The organism is Rhizobium sp. N122 (assembly GCF_002211295.1).
Lineage (GTDB): Bacteria > Pseudomonadota > Alphaproteobacteria > Rhizobiales > Rhizobiaceae > Rhizobium.
On the sequence record NZ_LOKU01000008.1, the window covers coordinates 151772 to 171721 of the forward strand.

At 61.1% G+C, this 19950-nt stretch carries 25 protein-coding genes and 1 pseudogene; 15 read left to right on the forward strand and 11 right to left on the reverse strand.

Annotated elements, in window-relative coordinates; genetic code table 11:
* Window positions 1-63: 63 nt before the first annotated feature.
* The gene (locus tag ATY75_RS33805; RefSeq protein WP_143535276.1) at window positions 64-264 is read left to right on the forward strand and encodes a hypothetical protein; all 201 of its coding nucleotides are present in this window, start codon (window positions 64-66) and stop codon (window positions 262-264) included.
* The gene (locus ATY75_RS08095; RefSeq protein WP_088937125.1) at window positions 261-590 is read left to right on the forward strand and encodes a DUF6105 family protein; all 330 of its coding nucleotides are present in this window, start codon (window positions 261-263) and stop codon (window positions 588-590) included. Before ATY75_RS33805 ends, ATY75_RS08095 begins: the two co-directional genes overlap by 4 nt.
* Here ATY75_RS08095 and ruvX read toward each other — a convergent pair.
* Complete coding sequence (ruvX, locus tag ATY75_RS08100; protein ID WP_088937126.1) at window positions 530-1021, reverse strand: Holliday junction resolvase RuvX; 492 nt, start codon at window positions 1019-1021, stop codon at window positions 530-532. The genes ATY75_RS08095 and ruvX overlap by 61 nt on opposite strands.
* Before the next feature lie 227 nt (window positions 1022-1248).
* Between ruvX and ATY75_RS08105 the strand changes: the two genes are divergently transcribed.
* The 4 genes from ATY75_RS08105 (at window position 1249) to ATY75_RS08120 (ending at window position 4227) form a co-directional block, all read left to right on the forward strand.
* Window positions 1249-1953 (forward strand): metal-dependent hydrolase, encoded by a 705-nt coding sequence (locus ATY75_RS08105; RefSeq protein ID WP_088937127.1) that lies wholly within the window; start codon window positions 1249-1251, stop codon window positions 1951-1953.
* 69 nt (window positions 1954-2022) lie between these two features.
* Window positions 2023-2310 (forward strand): Asp-tRNA(Asn)/Glu-tRNA(Gln) amidotransferase subunit GatC, encoded by a 288-nt coding sequence (gene gatC / locus ATY75_RS08110; protein WP_049734290.1) that lies wholly within the window; start codon window positions 2023-2025, stop codon window positions 2308-2310.
* Between the two features lie 57 nt (window positions 2311-2367).
* Entirely contained in the window at window positions 2368-3849 is a 1482-nt protein-coding gene (gene gatA, locus ATY75_RS08115) for an Asp-tRNA(Asn)/Glu-tRNA(Gln) amidotransferase subunit GatA (RefSeq protein ID WP_088937128.1), read from the forward strand.
* A gap of 102 nt (window positions 3850-3951) precedes the next feature.
* Window positions 3952-4227: a hypothetical protein gene (locus ATY75_RS08120; RefSeq protein WP_088937129.1), complete on the forward strand. Its 276-nt coding sequence runs from the start codon at window positions 3952-3954 to the stop codon at window positions 4225-4227.
* 48 nt (window positions 4228-4275) lie between these two features.
* On the opposite strand, the gene ATY75_RS08125 is transcribed toward ATY75_RS08120, so the two are convergent.
* Entirely contained in the window at window positions 4276-4533 is a 258-nt protein-coding gene (locus ATY75_RS08125; protein WP_003586907.1) for a YjhX family toxin, read from the reverse strand.
* 298 nt (window positions 4534-4831) lie between these two features.
* Here ATY75_RS08125 and ATY75_RS08130 point away from each other — a divergent pair, with 298 nt between their 5' ends.
* Window positions 4832-5341, forward strand: coding sequence for a GNAT family N-acetyltransferase (locus tag ATY75_RS08130; protein ID WP_088937130.1), 510 nt, complete (start codon window positions 4832-4834; stop codon window positions 5339-5341).
* Window positions 5342-5344: 3 nt separating this feature from the next.
* Here ATY75_RS08130 and ATY75_RS08135 read toward each other — a convergent pair whose 3' ends face one another.
* Entirely contained in the window at window positions 5345-5656 is a 312-nt protein-coding gene (locus ATY75_RS08135) for a DUF1294 domain-containing protein (RefSeq protein WP_088937131.1), read from the reverse strand.
* Between the two features lie 147 nt (window positions 5657-5803).
* Here ATY75_RS08135 and gatB point away from each other — a divergent pair, with 147 nt between their 5' ends.
* The 5 genes and pseudogenes from gatB to ATY75_RS08160 all read left to right on the forward strand — a co-directional run bounded on the left by gatB (window position 5804) and on the right by ATY75_RS08160 (window position 9088).
* Window positions 5804-7306 (forward strand): Asp-tRNA(Asn)/Glu-tRNA(Gln) amidotransferase subunit GatB, encoded by a 1503-nt coding sequence (gatB, locus tag ATY75_RS08140; RefSeq protein WP_088937132.1) that lies wholly within the window; start codon window positions 5804-5806, stop codon window positions 7304-7306.
* A gap of 4 nt (window positions 7307-7310) precedes the next feature.
* Window positions 7311-7814 carry a GNAT family N-acetyltransferase gene (locus tag ATY75_RS08145; RefSeq protein ID WP_088937133.1) on the forward strand — a complete coding sequence of 168 codons (504 nt, stop codon included), beginning with the start codon at window positions 7311-7313 and terminating at the stop codon, window positions 7812-7814.
* Window positions 7815-7821: 7 nt separating this feature from the next.
* Window positions 7822-7980, forward strand: a pseudogene (locus ATY75_RS08150) (GNAT family N-acetyltransferase); the annotation flags it as partial.
* Between the two features lie 154 nt (window positions 7981-8134).
* The gene (locus tag ATY75_RS08155) at window positions 8135-8533 is read left to right on the forward strand and encodes an NADH:ubiquinone oxidoreductase subunit NDUFA12 (RefSeq protein WP_088937135.1); all 399 of its coding nucleotides are present in this window, start codon (window positions 8135-8137) and stop codon (window positions 8531-8533) included.
* Between the two features lie 114 nt (window positions 8534-8647).
* Window positions 8648-9088: a DUF2155 domain-containing protein gene (locus tag ATY75_RS08160; protein WP_088937136.1), complete on the forward strand. Its 441-nt coding sequence runs from the start codon at window positions 8648-8650 to the stop codon at window positions 9086-9088.
* A gap of 121 nt (window positions 9089-9209) precedes the next feature.
* On the opposite strand, the gene ATY75_RS08165 is transcribed toward ATY75_RS08160, so the two are convergent.
* From ATY75_RS08165 to ATY75_RS08190, 6 genes are all read right to left on the reverse strand, one after another.
* Window positions 9210-10139 (reverse strand): DUF2167 domain-containing protein, encoded by a 930-nt coding sequence (locus ATY75_RS08165; RefSeq protein ID WP_190241329.1) that lies wholly within the window; start codon window positions 10137-10139, stop codon window positions 9210-9212.
* Window positions 10140-10216: 77 nt separating this feature from the next.
* On the reverse strand, window positions 10217-10831 hold the full coding sequence (aat, locus tag ATY75_RS08170; protein WP_088937138.1) for a leucyl/phenylalanyl-tRNA--protein transferase: 615 nt from the start codon (window positions 10829-10831) through the stop codon (window positions 10217-10219).
* Between the two features lie 7 nt (window positions 10832-10838).
* Entirely contained in the window at window positions 10839-12194 is a 1356-nt protein-coding gene (gene accC / locus ATY75_RS08175; protein ID WP_171899769.1) for an acetyl-CoA carboxylase biotin carboxylase subunit, read from the reverse strand.
* 4 nt (window positions 12195-12198) lie between these two features.
* A complete protein-coding gene (gene accB / locus ATY75_RS08180; protein WP_088937139.1) occupies window positions 12199-12675 on the reverse strand; it encodes an acetyl-CoA carboxylase biotin carboxyl carrier protein in 477 nt (158 codons plus the stop codon).
* 20 nt (window positions 12676-12695) lie between these two features.
* Window positions 12696-13133, reverse strand: coding sequence for a type II 3-dehydroquinate dehydratase (gene aroQ, locus ATY75_RS08185; RefSeq protein WP_088937140.1), 438 nt, complete (start codon window positions 13131-13133; stop codon window positions 12696-12698).
* 161 nt (window positions 13134-13294) lie between these two features.
* On the reverse strand, window positions 13295-14053 hold the full coding sequence (locus tag ATY75_RS08190; RefSeq protein ID WP_064838267.1) for a DsbA family protein: 759 nt from the start codon (window positions 14051-14053) through the stop codon (window positions 13295-13297).
* 210 nt (window positions 14054-14263) lie between these two features.
* On the opposite strand from ATY75_RS08190, the gene ATY75_RS08195 reads away from it, so the two are divergent.
* Window positions 14264-15421, forward strand: coding sequence for an aminotransferase class I/II-fold pyridoxal phosphate-dependent enzyme (locus ATY75_RS08195; RefSeq protein ID WP_088937141.1), 1158 nt, complete (start codon window positions 14264-14266; stop codon window positions 15419-15421).
* A 40-nt stretch (window positions 15422-15461) separates the two neighbouring features.
* Here the strand turns inward: ATY75_RS08195 and ATY75_RS08200 are convergent, their stop codons facing one another.
* Together ATY75_RS08200 and phaC are read right to left on the reverse strand one after the other, a co-directional pair.
* On the reverse strand, window positions 15462-16796 hold the full coding sequence (locus ATY75_RS08200) for a DUF2778 domain-containing protein (protein ID WP_088937142.1): 1335 nt from the start codon (window positions 16794-16796) through the stop codon (window positions 15462-15464).
* Between the two features lie 207 nt (window positions 16797-17003).
* Window positions 17004-18854 carry a class I poly(R)-hydroxyalkanoic acid synthase gene (gene phaC / locus ATY75_RS08205; protein ID WP_245317549.1) on the reverse strand — a complete coding sequence of 617 codons (1851 nt, stop codon included), beginning with the start codon at window positions 18852-18854 and terminating at the stop codon, window positions 17004-17006.
* A gap of 146 nt (window positions 18855-19000) precedes the next feature.
* Between phaC and ATY75_RS08210 the strand changes: the two genes are divergently transcribed.
* Together ATY75_RS08210 and ATY75_RS08215 are read left to right on the forward strand one after the other, a co-directional pair.
* Window positions 19001-19414: a hypothetical protein gene (locus ATY75_RS08210; RefSeq protein WP_088937144.1), complete on the forward strand. Its 414-nt coding sequence runs from the start codon at window positions 19001-19003 to the stop codon at window positions 19412-19414.
* 220 nt (window positions 19415-19634) lie between these two features.
* On the forward strand, window positions 19635-19950 hold a 316-nt coding region (locus ATY75_RS08215), incomplete at its 3' end, for an aminotransferase class I/II-fold pyridoxal phosphate-dependent enzyme (RefSeq protein ID WP_143535277.1).

A 19950-nucleotide genomic window follows, 5' to 3' on the forward strand; every position in this document is an offset into this window, starting at 1 on the left:
AACAAATGGTTTACGTTGCCTGGTCTCGGCTAACCCGACAGTGTGGGGGAGAGCAGAGATGGAATGAGTAGAGCCCCCGAGTTGACGTCCATGGGAACCAGGATCGCCAAAGCCGCCTTTCTTTTGATGGCGATGATGTTCTTCGCAGTCCTGGCGCTGGATATCGCAATTCCGACGCTGGTGCTGTGCATCATGGCATTGTCGACCTGGTTGGTTTCCCTCGATCTGCCCGTCGCGCGCAAGCATGGAGGTGAGGCCGCATGAAGTGGTTTCTGATCTTCTGGGCCGGCCCCATCGTCTTTCTGGGCGGATGGTATTGGCTCTCTTATTACGACATGAACTTCGGCGTCTTCATGCTGACGCGGCAGGTGCATGACCTGACGTTCCAGCTATATGGCGAGGCGCTCGGCATTCCGCCGGAGACCATTCCGCCGCTCGTTGCCCGCGCCATCGCCGTCGACAGTCTCGTGGTCTTCGCCATCATGGGCTTCCGGAAACGCAAGTCGATCATCGCCTGGTGGAAGGCGCGTCAGCTGAATTCGTCTCCATCGGATCTCGCCAGCAAGGAAAGCCTGTCGAGCGCGCCCTGAAGAATGAAGCTCGCCGCGGCCGAATCGATCCGTTCGGCCCGCTTGGCGCGCGACACGTCCATCTCAAGCAGCGTCCGTTCCGCCGCCACCGTCGACAGCCGCTCGTCCCAATAGACGAAGGGCAGCGCCGTCTTCTGCTCCATGTTGCGCACGAAGGCCCGCGTCGCCTGCACGCGCGGCCCCGCCGATCCGTCCATATTCATCGGCAGGCCGATGATGAAGCCGGCGACCTTTTCCGATTGTGCGAAATCCATGAGCGCCTGCGCATCGATGGTGAATTTGACGCGCCGGATCACCGGGCGGGGTGTGGCGAAGCGCCGGCCGAGATCGGACATCGAAAGCCCGATCGTCTTGGTGCCGAGATCGAGGCCGGCAATCGCCTGCCGCGGGGCAAGCGCCTCGGCCATTTCCTCGATCGTCAGCACCGTCATCGCCATTTCATCCCGTCAAAAGAAATTGAAGTCGCCGCCGCTTTTCTTTGGCGGCGCATGAGATATGTCCATAGAGCATGATGCCGAAAAGTGTGAGTGGTTTTCGGACGACATCATGCTCCAATTCTTTGATTGAGATACGGATTCAGATTTTAGGCAGATCCGGCCTAAAATCATCCGTATCTCCCCAAACAGGCTTTTGCATCACGTAATAAAGGAGAGATTTCATGAAGATCACCTGGCTCGGCCATTCCGCCTTCCGCATCGAGACCGGAAAGGCGACGATCCTGCTCGATCCCTTCCTCAGCCATAACGCCTCCTTTTCCGGCCAGGATATCAAGGATGTCTCTGCAGGCGTCACCCATATCCTGCTGACGCATGGCCATGGCGACCATGTCGGCGATACGGTGGCGCTTGCCAAGGAAACCGGCGCCGTCGTTCTTGCCAATGCCGATCTCGCCGCCTGGCTCGGCTCCAAGGGTGTCGACAAGATCGAGATGGGCAATACCGGCGGCACAATCGCGCTCGGCAGCTTCTCCGCGACCTTCACCAACGCGCTGCACTCGTCCGCCCAGATCACCGAGGACGGCGTTTCGCATGCGCTCGGCAACGCCAACGGCCTGATGCTGCACTTCGATGATGAAGCCTCGATCCTCGCCATGGGCGATACCGACATCTTCGCCGACATGGCGCTGATCAACGAATTGCACCAGCCCGATATCGGCCTCGTGCCGATCGGCGACCGCTTCACCATGGGCGGCGCCGTGGCGGCTCTTGCCTGCCGGCGCTATTTCAATTTCAAGACGGCGATTCCCTGTCACTTCGGCACCTTCCCGATCATCGAGCAGACGGCCGATAAATTCGTTGCCGGCATGGAGGGATCGAAGACGGATGTGAAGGCGCTGAAGCCCGCCGAGAGCCTGTCGATCTGACGAAATCCCGTTGCACCGGGCGGACATGGCCTTTATAGCGGGTAGGAAAAATCCCATCCGGAGAATGCCATGTCCGTCGACCTTGCCACCGTGAAGCGCGTTGCCCACCTTGCCCGTATTGCCGTCTCCGAGGACGAGGCAAATCGCATGGTCGGCGAGCTGAACGGTATCCTGGGCTTCGTCGAGCAGCTCTCCGAAGTCAATGTCGATGGCGTCGAAGCGATGACATCCGTCACCCCGATGGCGATGAAGAAGCGGACGGATGCGGTGACCGACGGCAGCAAGGCCGCCGATATCGTCGCCAATGCGCCCGTCACCGATCACAATTTCTTCCTGGTGCCGAAAGTCGTCGAATAAGGCTTCACGCCTCTTTCCGACCCCTGTTGCCATTTTCAGATCTGAAGCGAAAACATCATGAGCGAACTCACCAGCCTGACCATTGCCGAAGCCCGCCGGAAGCTGCGCGGCAAGGAAATCACCGCACTTGAACTGACCGAGGCCTATCTCTCGGCGATCGATGCGGCCAATGGTCATCTGAATGCCTATATTAAGGTGACGCCGGATCTCGCCCGCCTGATGGCGAAGAACTCCGACGAGCGCATCGCCGCCGGCAAGGCCGGCGAACTCGAAGGCATTCCGCTCGGTATCAAGGATCTCTTTGCCACGGTCGGCGTCCACACCCAGGCATGCAGCCATATTCTCGATGGTTTCGAGCCGCGTTATGAATCGACCGTCACGCAGAACCTCTGGGATGACGGCGCCGTCATGCTCGGCAAGCTGAACATGGACGAGTTCGCCATGGGCTCCTCCAACGAGACCTCGCATTATGGCGCGGTGATCAACCCCTGGCGTGCAGCAGGTTCCAACCAGCAGCTCGTTCCCGGCGGCTCCTCCGGCGGCTCGGCCGCCGCCGTCGCCGCCCATCTTTGCGCCGGTGCCACCGCGACCGATACCGGCGGCTCGATCCGCCAGCCGGCCGCCTTCACCGGCACCGTCGGCATCAAGCCGACCTATGGCCGCTGCTCGCGCTGGGGCACCGTCGCCTTCGCCTCCTCGCTCGACCAGGCAGGCCCGATCGCCCGCGACGTGCGCGATGCCGCGATCCTTCTGAAGTCGATGGCCAGTGTCGACGCCAAGGACACGACGTCGGTCGATCTGCCTGTGCCGGATTATGAGGCGGCGCTTAGCCAGTCGCTGAAAGGCATGAAGATCGGCATTCCCAGCGAATACCGTGTCGACGGCATGCCCGAGGAGATCGAAACCCTCTGGCGCCAGGGCATCGCCTGGCTGAAGGATGCCGGCGCCGAAATCGTCGACATCTCGCTGCCGCACACCAAATACGCGCTTCCGGCCTATTACATCGTCGCTCCCGCCGAGGCATCCTCGAATCTGGCGCGGTACGACGGCGTGCGCTACGGCCTGCGCGTCGACGGCAAGGATATCGTCGACATGTATGAGAAGACGCGCGCCGCCGGCTTCGGCCAGGAAGTCAAGCGCCGCATCATGATCGGCACCTATGTGCTGTCGGCCGGTTATTACGACGCCTACTACATCCGCGCCCAGAAGGTCCGCACGCTGATCAAGCGCGATTTCGAACTCGCCTTCGACGCCGGCGTCGACGCCATCCTGACGCCGGCAACCCCGTCGTCGGCCTTCGGCGTCGCCGACGAGAACCTCGCTTCCGACCCGGTGAAGATGTATCTGAACGACATCTTCACGGTCACGGTCAACATGGCCGGCCTGCCGGGCATCGCCGTGCCCGCCGGTCTCGACCAAAAGGGCCTGCCACTCGGCCTGCAGCTGATCGGCAAGCCCTTTGACGAGGAAACCCTCTTCAAGACAGCGCATGTCATCGAGCAGGCAGCCGGCCGGTTTACGCCAGCCAAGTGGTGGTAACAGGCCGCACGATCCCGCTCTTCCAGAGAATGAGCGTCGAATGCGAAAAGGTGCATCTTAAGAACCTATTGGCTGATCGATAACGGGAATCAGGAGGGGCTTATGGCGACCAATGATCTTGCGCAATTGATCGAGGCAACGGATCGCCTTGCCGCCGGCGGCTTTACCATGGGCGCGGATTGGCAGGCGGTTCACGAAATCTGTCAGCGCCACGAGGGCGAACAGCCGTTCGACTGGGGCCATGCTCTCTGCCATCGCATCGAAGGCGACGACTGGAACGCCGATTACTGGTATCGCCGCGCCGGCAAGCGGCGCGGCACGGGCACGATGGCCGACGAATGGGCGGCGATGCGGACGGAACTCGCAGCAAAGGCCTGAGATTAATCCCGACCGCGCCGTTCGAAACGCGGCCAGGATGGTTGGTTGCTACCTGTTGTTCAGCTGCGACCTGACCAGCTTCAGCCCTCTTTCGGTGATCCGGTAGGGCTGGCCGCTGGAGGACTTGATCGCTCTCAGCCGCTTCAGTCTGCGGAAGAGATCGAGGTCGACGCCGGGATAGAGCCAGCCGTCGCGGGTGAAGCAACTGACCGCCTCGATCTTCCTGTCGTCGTCGCGGGAAATTTCGATGCGACCGCCTTGGGCCATGAGATGCAGGATGCGCTGTTCCGTGCGAGAAATGTCCATGTGTTGAGATCCGGTGTCGCGCCCGGCAGGGCGCACAAAAACGATCTGGCGCTCTTTCGAACGTCAGGGCTTCGTTTTTTCGGGCCCATGCGCGCAAGCGGACTTGCGGGCAGGGCCTTTACCGGGTCTGTGACTGGCTCAGCATGAAGAGTTTCTTATTTCGCGCGTAAAAGGCGGTCAAGACCGCGATCGCCGATCAAACCGGTCGAAAACCGCAGTTTCCAGCCATCGTCCCGTTGGGGACACTGGTAAATTCCCCGACTCAATGGTCTAGTTGCGCGGTAACGCGGAGGTGTCGTTGATCCACATTCGCAATGCCCGCGACGGTGAAGCGGAGCTGTTGAGCGAGATCGGGCTGAGGGCCTGGCAAAAAGCGATGGCGTCGATCGGCGAATCGCACGCGATGATCGATGCAGCCCGCAACGCCTTTCGCAACTTCGTGGAAAACGACTGGCTGACCATCACCGTCGTCGAGCAGAACGGCCAGGTCGCAGGCTGGGCAGCGCGCGAGGGATTGGACGAAACCATTTCGGATTTCTGGATCGATCCCGCCTTCATCGGCCAGGGGCTGGGCTCCGCCCTTCTCCAGCGGATCGAAAAGGAGATCGCCGGGCAGGGCCTGGAAACGGCGGCGATGCAAACCCATTCCGGCAACAACGAGGCGATCGGCTTCTTCCGCAAGCACGGCTACAGCATCCACTGGCTCTCGGTCGCCTATAATCCGAAGCTCGACCGCGACGTGCCCTCGGTCGGGCTGACGAAATCGCTGGTTTCGGACGGTGAGGGCGGATACGGGCAGGAATTCTGACGCTCAAAAATCCTGGAGAAGGAAAGCGCGCCATTCCGGCGCGAAGATCAGCACCGCGGCCACTGCGCCGTGCAGGATCAAGATCGCCGCCAGGGTCGACCGGAACGGCTCCTTTCTCGTTTTGTGCCGCAGCAACTGCTGTGCCGCCACCGCGCCGAGGCTGCCGCCGATCAGCGCAAGCGTCAGAAGCGTGCGCTCGCTGATCCGCCACCTGCCATCGCGCGCCGCCTGCTTGTCGAGAAAATAGATCGAGAAGACGAGGAGGTTCAGCGCCAGAAACGGTGCGGCCCATTTGGTGATATCGATCATCGTCATGCGGCAACTCTATCGCGCCTCGGTTAACCAAGGCAAATGTCGCCGCCGGCCGTCAAACCGCGCCGCACGCCATGGCGAAAGCCTTGCACCGGCACGCCATTTCCTTTACCTCACCAGTGGAAAAGAACAGCCTGCAAAGAGTATCAGATGACCCTTGTCGACGTCCGCACGCCTGATCCGAAACGCTTCATCCCCGGCGCCACCGGCGACTGGGAAGTCATCGTCGGCATGGAAGTCCATGCCCAGGTGCTCTCCAATTCGAAGCTCTTCTCCGGCGCCTCGACGGAATTCGGCAAGCCGCAGAATTCGAACGTGTCGCTCGTCGATGCCGCCATGCCTGGCATGCTGCCTGTTATCAACGAGGAATGCGTCAAGCAGGCCGTGCGCACCGGCCTCGGCCTCAAAGCCCAGATCAACAAGCGCTCGCTCTTCGACCGCAAGAACTATTTCTATCCTGACCTGCCGCAGGGCTATCAGATTTCGCAGTTCAAGGATCCGATCGTCGGCGAGGGCAAAATCGTCATTTCGCTCGGGCCGGACCGCCAGGGCCAGTTCGAAGATATCGAGATCGGCATCGAGCGCCTGCACCTGGAGCAGGATGCCGGCAAGTCGCTGCACGACCAGCATGCGACCATGTCCTATGTCGATCTGAACCGTTCCGGCGTGGCGCTGATGGAAATCGTCTCCAAGCCAGACATGCGCTCGTCCGATGAGGCCAAGGCCTATATGACCAAGCTGCGTTCGATCGTGCGCTATCTCGGCACCTGCGACGGCAACATGGACGAAGGCTCGATGCGTGCCGACGTCAATGTCTCCGTGCGCCGCCCGGGCGAAGATTTCGGCACGCGCTGCGAGATCAAGAACGTCAATTCCATCCGCTTCATCGGCCAGGCGATCGAGTACGAAGCCCGCCGCCAGATCGGCATTCTGGAGGATGGCGGGAAGATCGATCAGGAGACGCGGCTCTTCGACCCGAACAAGGGCGAGACGCGCTCGATGCGCTCCAAGGAGGATGCGCACGATTATCGTTATTTCCCCGATCCGGACCTGCTGCCGCTCGAATTCGATGATGCCTTCGTCACTGCGCTGGCGGCCGATCTGCCGGAATTGCCTGACGACAAGAAGGAGCGCTTCGTGCGCGAGCTCGGCCTGTCGATCTACGACGCCTCGGTGCTCGTCTCCGAAAAGGCGATCGCCGATTATTTCGAGGCTGTCGCCGCCGGCCGCGACGGTAAGACGGCCGCCAACTGGGTGATCAATGATCTGCTCGGCGCGCTGAACCGCACGGGCAAGGATATCGAGCAGACGCCGGTTTCACCGGCCCAGCTCGGCGCCATCATCGATCTGATCAAGGCTGGCACCATCTCCGGCAAGATTGCCAAGGATCTCTTCGAGATCGTGCTGACCGAGGGCGGCGATCCCGCCGAGATCGTCGAAGCACGCGGCATGAAGCAGGTGACCGATACCGGCGCCATCGAAAAGGCCGTGGACGAGATCATTGCCGCCAATCCCGATCAGGTGGAGAAGGTCAAGGCGAAGCCGACCCTGGCCGCATGGTTCGTCGGCCAGGTGATGAAGGCAACCGGCGGCAAGGCCAATCCGCAGGCCGTCCAGGCGCTCGTCAAGTCGAAGCTCGGCATCGAGGAATAAGCCCGTGTATTTCGTCCGCACCGCCGGCGAGCGCGATCTGGAAAAGGTCCGCGCCCTGCTGGTGCAGAGCTTTCACGTCACCTATGACGGCCTCCATGGCAAAGCCAGGGTCGACGAACTGACCGCCCAGCTCTTTTCGCCGGCGGCTCTGAAGGCGCGCTTGGTGCGCAAGGATGCCGAATTCCTCGTTGCCGACGACGGCCGCACTATCGGCGGCATGGGCTATGCGGCGATGTCGCAGGAACTGACGAAGACGGTCATGCTGCATCTCCTCTATGTCGCTCCGGCGCTGCAGCGCCAGGGGATCGGCCGCGATCTCTTCGCCGAACTCGAAACCTGCTTTCCGGATGCGGAAATCATGCGTCTCGAAGTCGAGCCGCAGAATGCAGCAGCCATCGCCTTTTATCACGCGCACGGCTTCACCGAGGTCGGCCGCAACGAAAATAACGGGGCAGGGCAATCCGGCATTCCGTCGCTGATTCTCGAAAAGCCGCTCGAAGGACGTTAAGTCCATGGCGGCCGTCTTGTCCGAGATCGTCATTCGCCGGGCGCGCGGGCAGGAGATCGACGCTGGAATGATCGAGTTCGCCATCGCCGAGGCAAAAGGCCGCGGTATCGGGCGGGTAGCGTTGACCTTGAATGCGATCCGCAGGGATGCCCCATCGTTTCGATGAAAGACTGGTTTCACGCCCTCGCATCTGGGCTTCAAGATGGCTTTGAAATGACCCTTGGCTGTGGTGGAATCGCTGGACAATTCGGCTTGGCGACGGCATAAGCGAGGAAATGAATTCTGGTTTGGCCCGCATCTGGCGGGCACAAGGAAAAGACATGTGGAATCTTCTGGTTCAGACCTTCACCTGGTGGAACAGTCAGACGATGGGCACGCGTTTTGCGACCTGGCGTTTCGGCAAGCGCGTCGGCGAGGATGAATTCGGCAACGTCTATTATGAAGGCGGCATGTCTTCCTACGGCCTGCCGAAGCGCTGGGTGATCTACAAGGGCTATGCCGATGCCTCCGCCATTCCGCCGGGCTGGCATGGCTGGATGCATCATCGCACCGATGTTCCGCCCTCCAAGGAAAACTACGTCGCCAAGGAATGGCAAAAGGCGCACCGCCCCAACTTCACCGGTTCTCCGCAGGCCTACCGTCCGCCGGGCTCCCTCGCCGTTCCGGGCGAGCGTCCGCGTGTCACCGGCGATTACGACGCCTGGACGCCGGGCAACTGAGACGGCTCGACCGGGAAATCCAAAACCCGGCTTTTGGCCACAATTGACCTTTACCCGCAGGTTGGCCGCGCTTGACCGCGGCCATGAACGAAGAATGTCTGGAGACGGGTACACATGAAGCTCTTCACGCGGAACATGGCGCTGCGTGCCGCCGGGTCGCTGCTGGCGCTATCGGCCCTGCTTCCGCCGGTTGCGGCAAATGCCGCACGCATCGAAAATCCGGTAGCTGTGTTCTCCGGCCTCGACAAGATCACCGGCCGCATCACCACATTCGACGTCTATGTCAACGAGACGGTGCAGTTCGGCGCGCTGCAGGTGACGCCGAAGGCCTGTTATTCGCGCGACCAGGCCGAAGCGCAGAAGATCGACGGTTTCGTCGAGGTCGATGAGATCACTCTCGACCGCAAGATTCGCCGCATCTTCACCGGTTGGATGTTCGCCGCCAGCCCTGGCCTCAACGCCGTCGAGCATCCGATCTACGACGTCTGGCTGAAGGACTGCAAGACGAGTTCGGACGTCCCGGCTCCCGACAGCACGAAGGCGACAGCGCGCTAAAGCGCATCGCGATCTTTCAGATTCGCTCCTTGCGCTTGAGCTCTTTGTTTCACGCATGTCGTTGCGGCAAAGGCGCTTCGCGCTTTGCCGCAACGACATGCTTTAGCGCGCCGCGCAAGCCTTATGCGGTGGGTGTCTTGTTCCTCGTGAAAAGACCCTTGGCAAAGCGAAGCGCGCCGCCAGCCACGACGACGATGAGGATGCCGGCTTTTTTGAGGAAGACGGCGGCAAGCGCCAGCAACCCAACTTTCGCGGCAATCTTGGCGCCGGCGCCTGCGGCGATCATTCCTGCCATGCCGTAGGCCGCGATCTTGTCGCCTTCGACATAGTCGGTATAGGCCATTCCCGTGTCGAACTGCACGAGCGTCGTGACGGTCGGAATGACCGCCTCGATCTCCTTCAACTGATTCAGGCCGGCAACGAAGTCGAACTCAAATACGCCCTGGCGGCCGAGGGTCCGCACGGAATAGTTCAGGGTGTGCGGCGCTCGCATGTCATCGCCGAACAACAGATCGCGCGCCCAGTGCATCGCATGCGCGGATTTGTCGTAATGCGGCGTCGAGGCCCACCCGATAAGCGTGATCTTTTGAAAACCCTGCTTCTCGCGCTCGACGTTGTTTTCCCGGATGGAATTTTTGATGTTCTGCAGCAGTTCGTCGTAATTGGTCGTCGCGGCATCGGCGTCGGAGACATAGCCGTCGGCGCTGTATTGCACGACGGAACCCCAGGCCTCGATATCGGTCGGCGCGTATTTGGCCGGGAAGATCATCCCCATCGTTCCCTCCGCCGCCTGCGGGGGATTTCCCCAGATGTCGACGAGCACCGTCTTCGTGTCGGCGGGATTGAGATAATAGAAGCCTTGCGGCACGTTCAGCGTCGCCTTTGCCTCAGGCAGCTTGATCGCCCCCTGCTGAAAATCGAGCTTCTCCAGTAACGGCTTTTCCGCTTCGGAAAAATCGCTCCTGTCCGGGAACATCTCCTGGTAAGGTCGCGCGCCGGCCTGGCCTGTGAACAAGGCGAAAAGGATCGCCGCCGCAAAATATCGTCTCAAAATTCTATCCCCCATTGCATTTTCCGAAACCTACTCAAATCGGCTCGAAAATCAACGCAGGGCTGAAACGATTCTGCTTAAAACTTCAGGTGTGGCGATTCCATCGCGGCTTCAAGCAACACGCCATAATCGGCTTTCGCAACGTCGATCGCGCCGAACGTCTTCAGGTGCTCGGTGGTGAATTGTGTATCGAGCAGCGTGAAGCCTCTTTCCCGCAGTCGCTCGACCAGATGCACGAGGCAGATCTTCGAGGCATCCGTCCGGCGTGAGAACATGCTTTCGCCGAAGAAGGCCGAGCCGAGCGAGACGCCGTAGAGGCCGCCGACCAACTCATCGCCGTCCCAGGCTTCGACGGTATGGGCATGGCCCATGTCGAACAGCGTCGAGTAGAGAGATCTGATCGTCTTGTTGATCCAGGTGCTCGGGCGCCCGGATGTCTCCTCCGCGCAGGCCGCGATCACCTGGTCGAAAGCGTGATCGAAACGGATCTGGAAGGGTTTCCTGCGCACCGTCTTGGCAAGGCTCTTCGACACGTGGAAATGGTCGAACGGCAGTACGCCGCGCAGTTCCGGTTCGACCCAGAAAATCTCCGGGTCGTCGGCAGATTCGGCCATCGGGAAGAGGCCGATGGAATAGGCGCGCAGGAGGATTTCAGGGGTAATGCCTGGTGACTTCCTGCGCGATCCTGCCATTCCTGCCCTATGCCGCCGGTGTGTTGGCGAGGTAGTGTTCCAGCCAGTGGATGTCGTAATCGCCGTTGGCGATATCCTGGTTGGAGACGAGATCCTGGAACAGCGGCAGCGTCGTATTGATGCCGTCGACGACGAATTCGTCGAGTGCCCGGCGCAGCCGCATCATGCATTCGACGCGGGTACGGCCGTGCACGATCAGCTTGCCGATGAGGCTGTCGTAATAGGGCGGGATCTTGTAGCCCTGATAGGCGCCGGAATCGATGCGCACGCCGAGACCGCCAGGCGCGTGGAAATGCGTGATCGTGCCGGGCGAGGGCACGAAGGTGCGCGCGTGCTCGGCATTGATGCGGCATTCGATGGCGTGACCGGAAAAATGCACCTCGTCCTGCGTCACCGAAAGACCGCCGCCGGAGGCGACGCGGATCTGCTCGTGCACGAGGTCGATGCCGGTGATGGCTTCGGTGATCGGATGCTCCACCTGCAGGCGGGTGTTCATTTCGATAAAATAGAACTCGCCATTCTCGTAGAGGAATTCGATCGTGCCGGCGCCGCGATATTTCAGCTTCTTCATGGCGTCGGCGCAGACCTGGCCGATCTTCATGCGCTGCTCGACGTTGAGCGCCGGTGAATTCGCCTCTTCCCAGACCTTCTGGTGGCGGCGCTGCAACGAGCAGTCGCGCTCGCCGAGATGGATGGCATTGCCTTCGCCGTCGCCGAACACCTGAATTTCGATGTGGCGCGGCTTGCCGAGATATTTTTCCATATAGACGGCATCGTTGCCGAAGGCGGCTGCCGCTTCGGTACGCGCCGTCGACCAGGCCTCGATCAGGTCGGCCTCGCTCTTGGCGACCTTCATGCCGCGTCCGCCGCCGCCGGCCGTTGCCTTGATCAGCACCGGATAGCCGATTTCGGCCGCCGTCTTCAGCGCATCCTCTTCGGTCTTCACTTCGCCGTCCGAGCCCGGAACGACGGGAATGCCGAGTTCCAGCGCCGTGGTCTTGGCGGTGATCTTGTCGCCCATAATGCGGATATGGTCAGCCGTCGGCCCGATGAAGGTGATACCGTGCGCTTCGAGAATATCGGCGAACTTGGCGTTCTCCGACAGAAAGCCGTAGCCCGGATGCACGGCATCGGCGCCGGTGATCTCGCAGGCGGCGACGATCTGATGGATATTGAGGTAGCTCTCGCGTGAGGAGGGCGGACCGATGCAGACGCTTTCGTCGGCAAGCCGCACATGCATGGCATCGGCGTCGGCGGTGGAATGAACCACGACGCAGGCGATGCCGAGCTCCTTGCAGGCTCGAAGCACGCGAAGGGCGATTTCCCCGCGATTGGCGATGAGGATTTTCGAAATCATGGGCATGGGCCTATTCGATGACGACGAGGGCTTGGCCGTATTCGACGGGATGTCCGTCATCGACGAGGATCTCGGTTACCTTGCCCGACTTCGGCGAGGGGATCTGGTTCATCGTCTTCATCGCTTCGATGATGATCAGCGTCTGGCCTTCCTTGACGGTCGCGCCGACTTCGATGAAGGCACGCGCGCCCGGCGCCGGCGCCATATAGACGGTGCCGACCATCGGTGCACTGACGACATTGGCCGGGTTGCGGGCGGGAGCTGCGGCCGGTGCAGCGCCTGCTGCTGCTGTTGGAGCGGCGGCTGCGGGTGCGGCATAGGCCGGCGCTGCGATCGGCGCCTGGACATATTGCTGGGTGCCGGCGCGCGAGACGCGGATGCGCAGGTCGTCCTGCTCGACCTCGATTTCCGTCAGATCGGTCTCGTTGAGGATATTGGCGAGATCGCGGATCAGTGCCTGATCGATACCCGATTTCTTTTCAACCATCGTGTTGCCCTGTCTTCTTCTTATGCCGTGATGTTCTTCAGCGCCTGCAGCGCCAGGATGTAGCTATGAGGCCCGAAGCCGCAGATCACGCCCTTGCATGCCGGGGCGATCATCGACTTGTGGCGGAATTCTTCCCGTGCATGAACGTTGGATATGTGGAGCTCGATGACGGGAATGGAAATGGCGCGGATCGCATCATGCAGCGCGACCGATGTATGCGTGTAGGCGCCTGCATTGATGGCAACGCCGGCAGCCTTTTCGTCGGCCTCATGGAACCAGTCCACAAGCGCGCCTTCGTGATTGCTCTGGCGGAAATCGATATCGAAGCCGAGTTCGCGGCCGGCGGCCTTGCAGTCCGCCTCGATGTCCTTCAGCGTCTTGCCGCCATAAATGCCGGGCTCTCGTTTACCCAGCATGTTCAGGTTGGGGCCGTTCAGGACAAAAATCGTTTGCGTCATCGAATGTTCCGTAAAATGCACGACGGCAACCTATAGACTCCGCGACGGCTGAATGAAAGCCCTTACGGATTGGCCAGCAGGAATCGCGCCACATTTGTCCACATGGTTGAAACGCTTCGATTTTGGCGATTTGATGGGCAGCCGTCCGGCGGCTGGTCTGCTCAGCAGGCGGTCTTGCCGCAGCTGCGCATATTCTTGACCTTGGCTTCGAGATCGTCGAGCCCGACGGCGCCCGGCACCAGTTCGTTGCCGATCACATAGGACGGCGTGCCGCTGATGCCGAGACTGGAGGCGAGCTGGTAGGTCGCCTGCACGATGCCGTCATTCGGGCTCTTTGCCATTTCGGCGCGGATCTTGTCCTCGCTGACGCCGAGTGAGGCGGCAACCGCAATCGCCGTTTCGTCGGAAGCGCGGCCTTCCGTGCCGAGAAGGGCGACGTGGAAATCGGCATATTTCTCCGGCGCCAGCTTGCGGAAGGCGTCGGCCACCTTGTGGGCGGCGACCGAATCCGGGCCGAGGATCGGAAATTCCTTCAGCACGAAACGGACATTCTTGTCCTTCTTCAGCATTGCCTGCATGTCGGGAAGCGCGTGACGGCAGTAGCTGCAGTTATAATCGAAGAATTCGACGACGGTGACGTCGCCCTTGGGATTGCCGAGCGTGACGTCGTTCTTCGAATCGAAGATGTCGGCGGTGTTCTCTTCGATCGCCATATTGGCCTTCACCAGCCGTTGGGCTTCCTGCTTCTTCTGCAGCGCATCCTGGACATCGAGCATGATCTCGGGATTTTCGATCAGGTATTGCTTGATGAATTCGCCGAACTCCTTCTTCTGCTGGTCGTCGAGCGCTGCTGCCGGAAACGGAAGGGCGATCGATGCGGCAAGCGCCAGTGCGGTGAAGGTTTTCGGAAGAAAGGCCATGATATCCTCGTCAACGGCGATGGGGTCGTCTCCTTATCGAGATGACCGTCGCCGGGTTAATGGACTTGAATGCGTCGCGTCAAGGTACGGCGCGTCGGGTTCTGCTCAAACAGGAATTTTCATCCCCGCGCGGCCCTCGCGGGATTGTGATGAGCCGATTATTGCGGCAATTGTCAGGCCGTCATTGCAGAAGCCGAGCGAGAAGCGATCTTGTTTTCCATATCGAAACGCAGCGAAGTCGAGCCTTTTCATGCCATGGACGTGCTGGCGGAGGCGACGAAACGGCGCGCAGCCGGCCATCCGGTGATCTCGATGGCCGTCGGCCAGCCGTCGCATCCGGCACCCGCGGCTGCCTTAGAAGCGGCGCGCGCAGCCCTTGCCGAAGGCCGGATCGGCTATACCGATGCGCTGGGAACGGCGCGGCTGAAATCCGCGCTTGCCGGGCACTACCGGGAACGCCATGGCCTGGAGATCGATCCCGCGCGGATCGCCATCACCACCGGCTCCTCGGCCGGCTTCAATCTCGCCTTCCTCACGCTCTTCGATGCCGGTGATGCGGTGGCGATCGCAAGGCCCGGTTATCCCGCCTATCGCAATATCCTCGGTGCGCTTGGTCTGAAGGTGGTCGAAGTGCCGGTAACCGCCGACACCCACTTCACACTCACCCCTGCGAGCCTCGAGGCGGCGCAGAAGCAAAGCGGCGTGACGCTGAAAGGCGTGCTGCTGGCGAGCCCCGCCAATCCGACCGGCACGGTGACCGGCCGCGACGGGCTGAAGGCGCTTGCGGATTACTGCGAGGCCCATTCCATCGCCTTCATCTCCGATGAAATCTACCACGGGCTGACCTTTGCCGGCGAGGAGGCGAGTGCGCTCGAGCTGACCGACGAGGCGATCGTCATCAACTCCTTCTCCAAATATTATTGTATGACCGGCTGGCGAATCGGCTGGATGGTGCTGCCGGAACGGCTGGTGCGGCCGATCGAGCGGGTGGCGCAGAGCCTCTATATCTCTCCGCCCGAACTCTCCCAGATCGCCGCCACGGCCGCGCTCGGCGCCGGCGCCGAGCTCGATCTTTATAAGGCGAGCTATGCCGCCAACCGCGATTTGCTGATGAAGCGCCTGCCGCAGATCGGTGTTTCGATCGCCTCGCCGATGGACGGCGCCTTCTATGCCTATCTCGACGTCACCCGCTTCACCAATGACAGCATGGGTTTTGCCAAGCGCATGCTGGCGGAAATCGACGTCGCTGCAACACCCGGTCTCGACTTCGATCCGCTGGAGGGACGTCGCACTCTGCGTCTGTCCTATGCGGGCTCGCAAACCGAGATTGCAGAGGCAGTGGAGCGGATTGCAGTCTGGTTGAAGTAGCGGATCTACGAGGGCGAGCGGCTGCCCGCGCTCGTATCGCTTAGCTGCGCGACGAAAACAGCGAGGCGAGCGTCGAAGAGGGCTTGTTGTTCAGCCGCGGCACGACGACGAGCTGCTTGATGTCGCCGCGCTTGTAGGCGGCGAGGAAGCGCTTGTAATCCTTGAAGGAGACGCAGCCGTTGGAATCGCCGTTCTTGCCGAGCATGTAGGTGTGGGCGAGCAGGCCGACACGGTCATAGATGGCATCCGAGCCCTCGAGCGGCGTCAGCCGCAACGCCTCGACACCGTGGAAAAGGCTTTCACGCATGGTGAGGGCGTAGGTGTGCGGCGGCGTCGGCCCGCGCATCTTCTTGTTGGCGTAACGCGGGTTGTCGCGCATCTTGCCGAGGCCGGAATGGGCTTCCAGCCTCTCGCCGTTCGGCAGATAGACCGTGCTGTTTTCGATGTCGTAGATCGCCACACCGGCGCGCAGCTTCGGCGCGAAGACCGGCTTGTCGTAACGCGGCACCGCATCGTCCTGATCGTCTTCGATCGGCGAGTTCGGCTGGGCGTAGGCAAGGGCAGGCTCGCCGCGCTGCGAACCCTTGGTGGCCGGTGCCGGCTTGCCGATGAGACTGTCGGGACGCGCCATCGGCAACGGCACCGAATCTTCCTCCGGTGTCAGCACGAGATCGAAAGGCTGCCCGCCATCCGCAGCGGCAACGACCACCGGTGCGGGTTCCGAGGCAGGAATTGCCGCCGTTCTGACGGGAGATGCTGATGGTTCGACCGGCGGCGGCGAGATCTGCCGGGATCCGGCATCGGCAAGCGCCAGCAGGGCGGGCACTTCGGCGGCGGCCACGGCCTCCTTCGAGGGAACGATGATCCGGTCGCCGTCGTCTTCTGCCGTCTCTGCCGAAGCCACCTCGACGGGCGGCGGTGTGACCACATCATCCTTGTGGAATTTGGCGCTGTCCGCAATCGCCGCAACCACAGGCTGCTCGGCAGGAGCGAGCCGATTGTGTTTTGTAAGCGCCGCCAAACCGGTGGCGGCAGCATTGGTCTTGCGCGCATGCGCCTGGACAAGGTCGGCCGTCAGGGCGACGACCGGCTTGGCATCGAAGGCCGCCAGCCGATCGGCTTTGCCGACATGGATCAGTCGTTCGTGGGGCGTCGCCGGTTTGGGCTTCGGCGCCGATGCCACCTGGGTAAAACGTTCAGGCGGAGAAACCGGCACGGCCACCGAATGCATCGTCGCCAAGGTCGCGATCAGCCATGTGGAGGTCAGAAATCCGGCGCCGACGACGCCGTAAAGAAAGCCACGAGATCTGCGCAAACGAAAAGCAGATCCGCCAAGAGGGGTGACGTCATCGAACGTCCCAACCGCAAACGCCATACTACACTCGTCTTTCAAACTCGCTACGCAGGCCGGCGGCACTGACTGACTAAACTTCGCCGGGGCCGGTAATGGCGCAAATGGGCCGAATTTAGACCACTCGCGACATCCGACTGTTTCGCAAGGATGACGAATTATGGTTTCTAATTTGTTTACGCGGGATTGCTCTTTCTCACGATGTCTCAAAAAGAGATGCGGAAAGTTTTCTCAGACGCGTTCCATCACGTAACTTCCCGGCGCTTCCTCGATCGCGTTCAGCGCATCGCCGCCCGGTTTGCGCGCGGGCACACGCCTGCCGTCATGGGTTTCGATCCAGGCCCGCCAATGCGGCCACCACGATCCCGGCGTCTCGGTCGCCTGCTCGATCCAGGTCTCGTATTCGCCCTTGGCGGGGCCGCCCGTCCAGAATTGGTACTTCTTCTTGTCGGGCGGGTTGACGACGCCGGCGATATGTCCCGACCCGGTGACCACGAACTCCACCTTGCCGCCGAAAAACTGGCTGCCGAGGAAGACCGATTTGGCGGGCGCGATGTGATCCTCGCGGGTGGCGAGATTATAGATCGGGATCTTCACGTCCCTCAGCGACACCGGCTTGCCGTCGAGGATCATCTCATTCTTTGTCAGCGCGTTCCGGAGATAGCAGTTGCGCAGGTAGAAGGCATGATTTGCCGCCGCCATGCGGGTCGAATCGGCGTTCCAGAACAAAAGGTCGAAGGGCAGGGGCTCTTGGCCCTTGAGGTAGCTGTTGACGAAATAAGGCCAGATCAGCTCGGAAGCGCGCAGCATGTTGAAGGCCATCGACATCTTCGAGCCGTCGAGATAGCCGGCCGCCTTCATATGCTCTTCGAGCGCTGCAAGCTGCTCCTCGTCGACGAAGACCTTGAGATCGCCGGCATGGGTGAAATCGACCTGGGTGGTGAAGAGCGTCGCGGTTTTGATGCGCTTGTTCTTCTCCTTGGCGTGCAGCGCGAGCGTCGCCGCCAAAAGCGTGCCGCCGACGCAGTAGCCGACGGCGTTGACCTCCTTCTCGCCGGTTGCCTTCTCGATCGTCTCCAGCGCGAAATCGATGCCCTCGCGGGCATAGGCAGCCCAGTCCTTCTCGGCATGGCGCGCATCCGGGTTGACCCAGGAAATGACGAAGACCGTCTGTCCTTGGTCGACGCACCATTTGATGAAGGATTTTTGCGGATTGAGGTCGAGAATATAGAACTTGTTGATCCACGGCGGGCAGATCAGCAGCGGCCGTTTCAGCACCGTTTCGGTCGAGGCCTCGTACTGGATGATCTGGCAGATGTCGTTCTGGGCGATCACCTTGCCCGGCGTCAGCGCCATGTCGCGGCCGACGGCGAATTTCGTCATGTCGGTCTGGCGCAGGCGAAGATCGCCGTTTCCGGCAGCGATATCCTCGGCGAGCATCTTCATTCCCCGCACCAGGTTTTCGCCGCTGGTTGCGATCGTCTCGCGATAGAGCTGCGGATTGGTGGCGACGAAATTGCTCGGCGAAAGTGCTGCCGTGATCTGCTTCACGTAGAAGCCGGCCTTGTGCTTGGTGTGCTCGTCGAGGCCGTCGGTCTCCGACACCAGTTTCTCGGCCCAGTCCGATGTGACGAAATAGACCTGGCGGAGAAAATCGAAGAACGGGTTCTTCTGCCAGTCCTCGTCGGAGAAGCGCTTGTCCTTGCGGGTGTCCGGCTCGGCGGGAGTCGGTTCGCCCTGCATACGCTGCATCGAGCGCATCCAGATGCCGAAGAATGAGGACATTAACTGCGTCTGTGCCTCGAAGGTGCGGCGGGGATCGGCAATCCAGTATTCGGTGACCTTGGAAAGCGTCTTGACCATGTCGGTCATCGGATCGACGGCGGTTTCGCTGATCTCGCCGCGTTCGCGCGGCGCAAGCCAGGCGGAAGCTGCCTGGCCGAGATTTTCGAGCGCCCGGGCGAAATTCTTCGCCATGGTCTCGGGATCCTTCAACAGATAGGGATCGAGATCGGTCGCGTCGAAACCGGCTTTGCCGCCATTCTTCTGGCCGCCATTCTCCTGCTTGCTGTCGGTCACCATTTCCTCCGGCGGCAGCACTCTTTTTATCCAATCGTTGTACATCGTGATTGAACGAGAAAACAAGTTCCACCCGCGCCGGCTCATGCTATTGCTTTGTGGCTGCGACAAATTTAACAGTCGACGCAGTCAGAACTGGATTTTGAGGCATGACGAAGAACGGCATTTGGCGCATCGCAACCTTCAACCGCACCGCATTGATCTGCGCCGCGGCGGCGATGACCCTGGCCGGATGCAATCTGACGGCGGAGGAAAAAGCCGCAGCCGCTGCCAAGCGAGCGGCGCCGACCGCCGTCGTCATGCCGGCCACCAAGGGCGATGCGGTTGAAGGTGGCCTGGCGAAGTCGCCGGACGGTTACCCGAATTTCGGCGCGCCGCTGACGGCCGCCAACGTCCAGATGAGCGACGAGCAGGCAGCCGAACTGCAGCATCAGCTGACCGCTCTTGCCGCCCGGCGCAAGGCCGGCACGATCTCGGAAGCCGAATATCAGGCCAAGGCCGCCGAAATGCGCCGCCTGGCCGCCGAGCACGGCGCTGATACGCTCTCCGAAATCTCCAAATAGACCTTGCCTTTCAGGCAATTTGCAAGCAAAGCCTTCCGGACGGATCGGAAGACAAGATTTTCCCGATAATGCGCTTTAAGCGGCTTTTCCGTCAAAGATTTGCCGCGTGTCTTGGGTCTGATGAATACGGCGTTGCGATTCTGAAGTTCGTGTCGCAGCCGCCGGGAGACGGAACGAACTTCGACAGCGGCCCGAAAGCCGCCTTTCCATGGGGAATGAAATGGAAGAGTTTCACAAAGTCCGGCGTTTGCCGCCTTATGTTTTCGAACAGGTCAACCGTTTGAAAGCAAGCGCGCGAGCGGGCGGCGCCGATATCATCGACCTCGGCATGGGAAACCCTGACCTTCCGACTCCCCAGTCGATCGTCGACAAGCTGTGCGAGGTCGTGCAGGATCCGCGCACCCACCGTTATTCCTCCTCCAAGGGCATTCCGGGGCTGCGCCGCGCCCAGGCCGCCTATTATGCCCGCCGCTTCGGCGTCAAGCTCAACCCGGATACCCAGGTGGTCGCCACCTTGGGCTCCAAGGAAGGCTTCG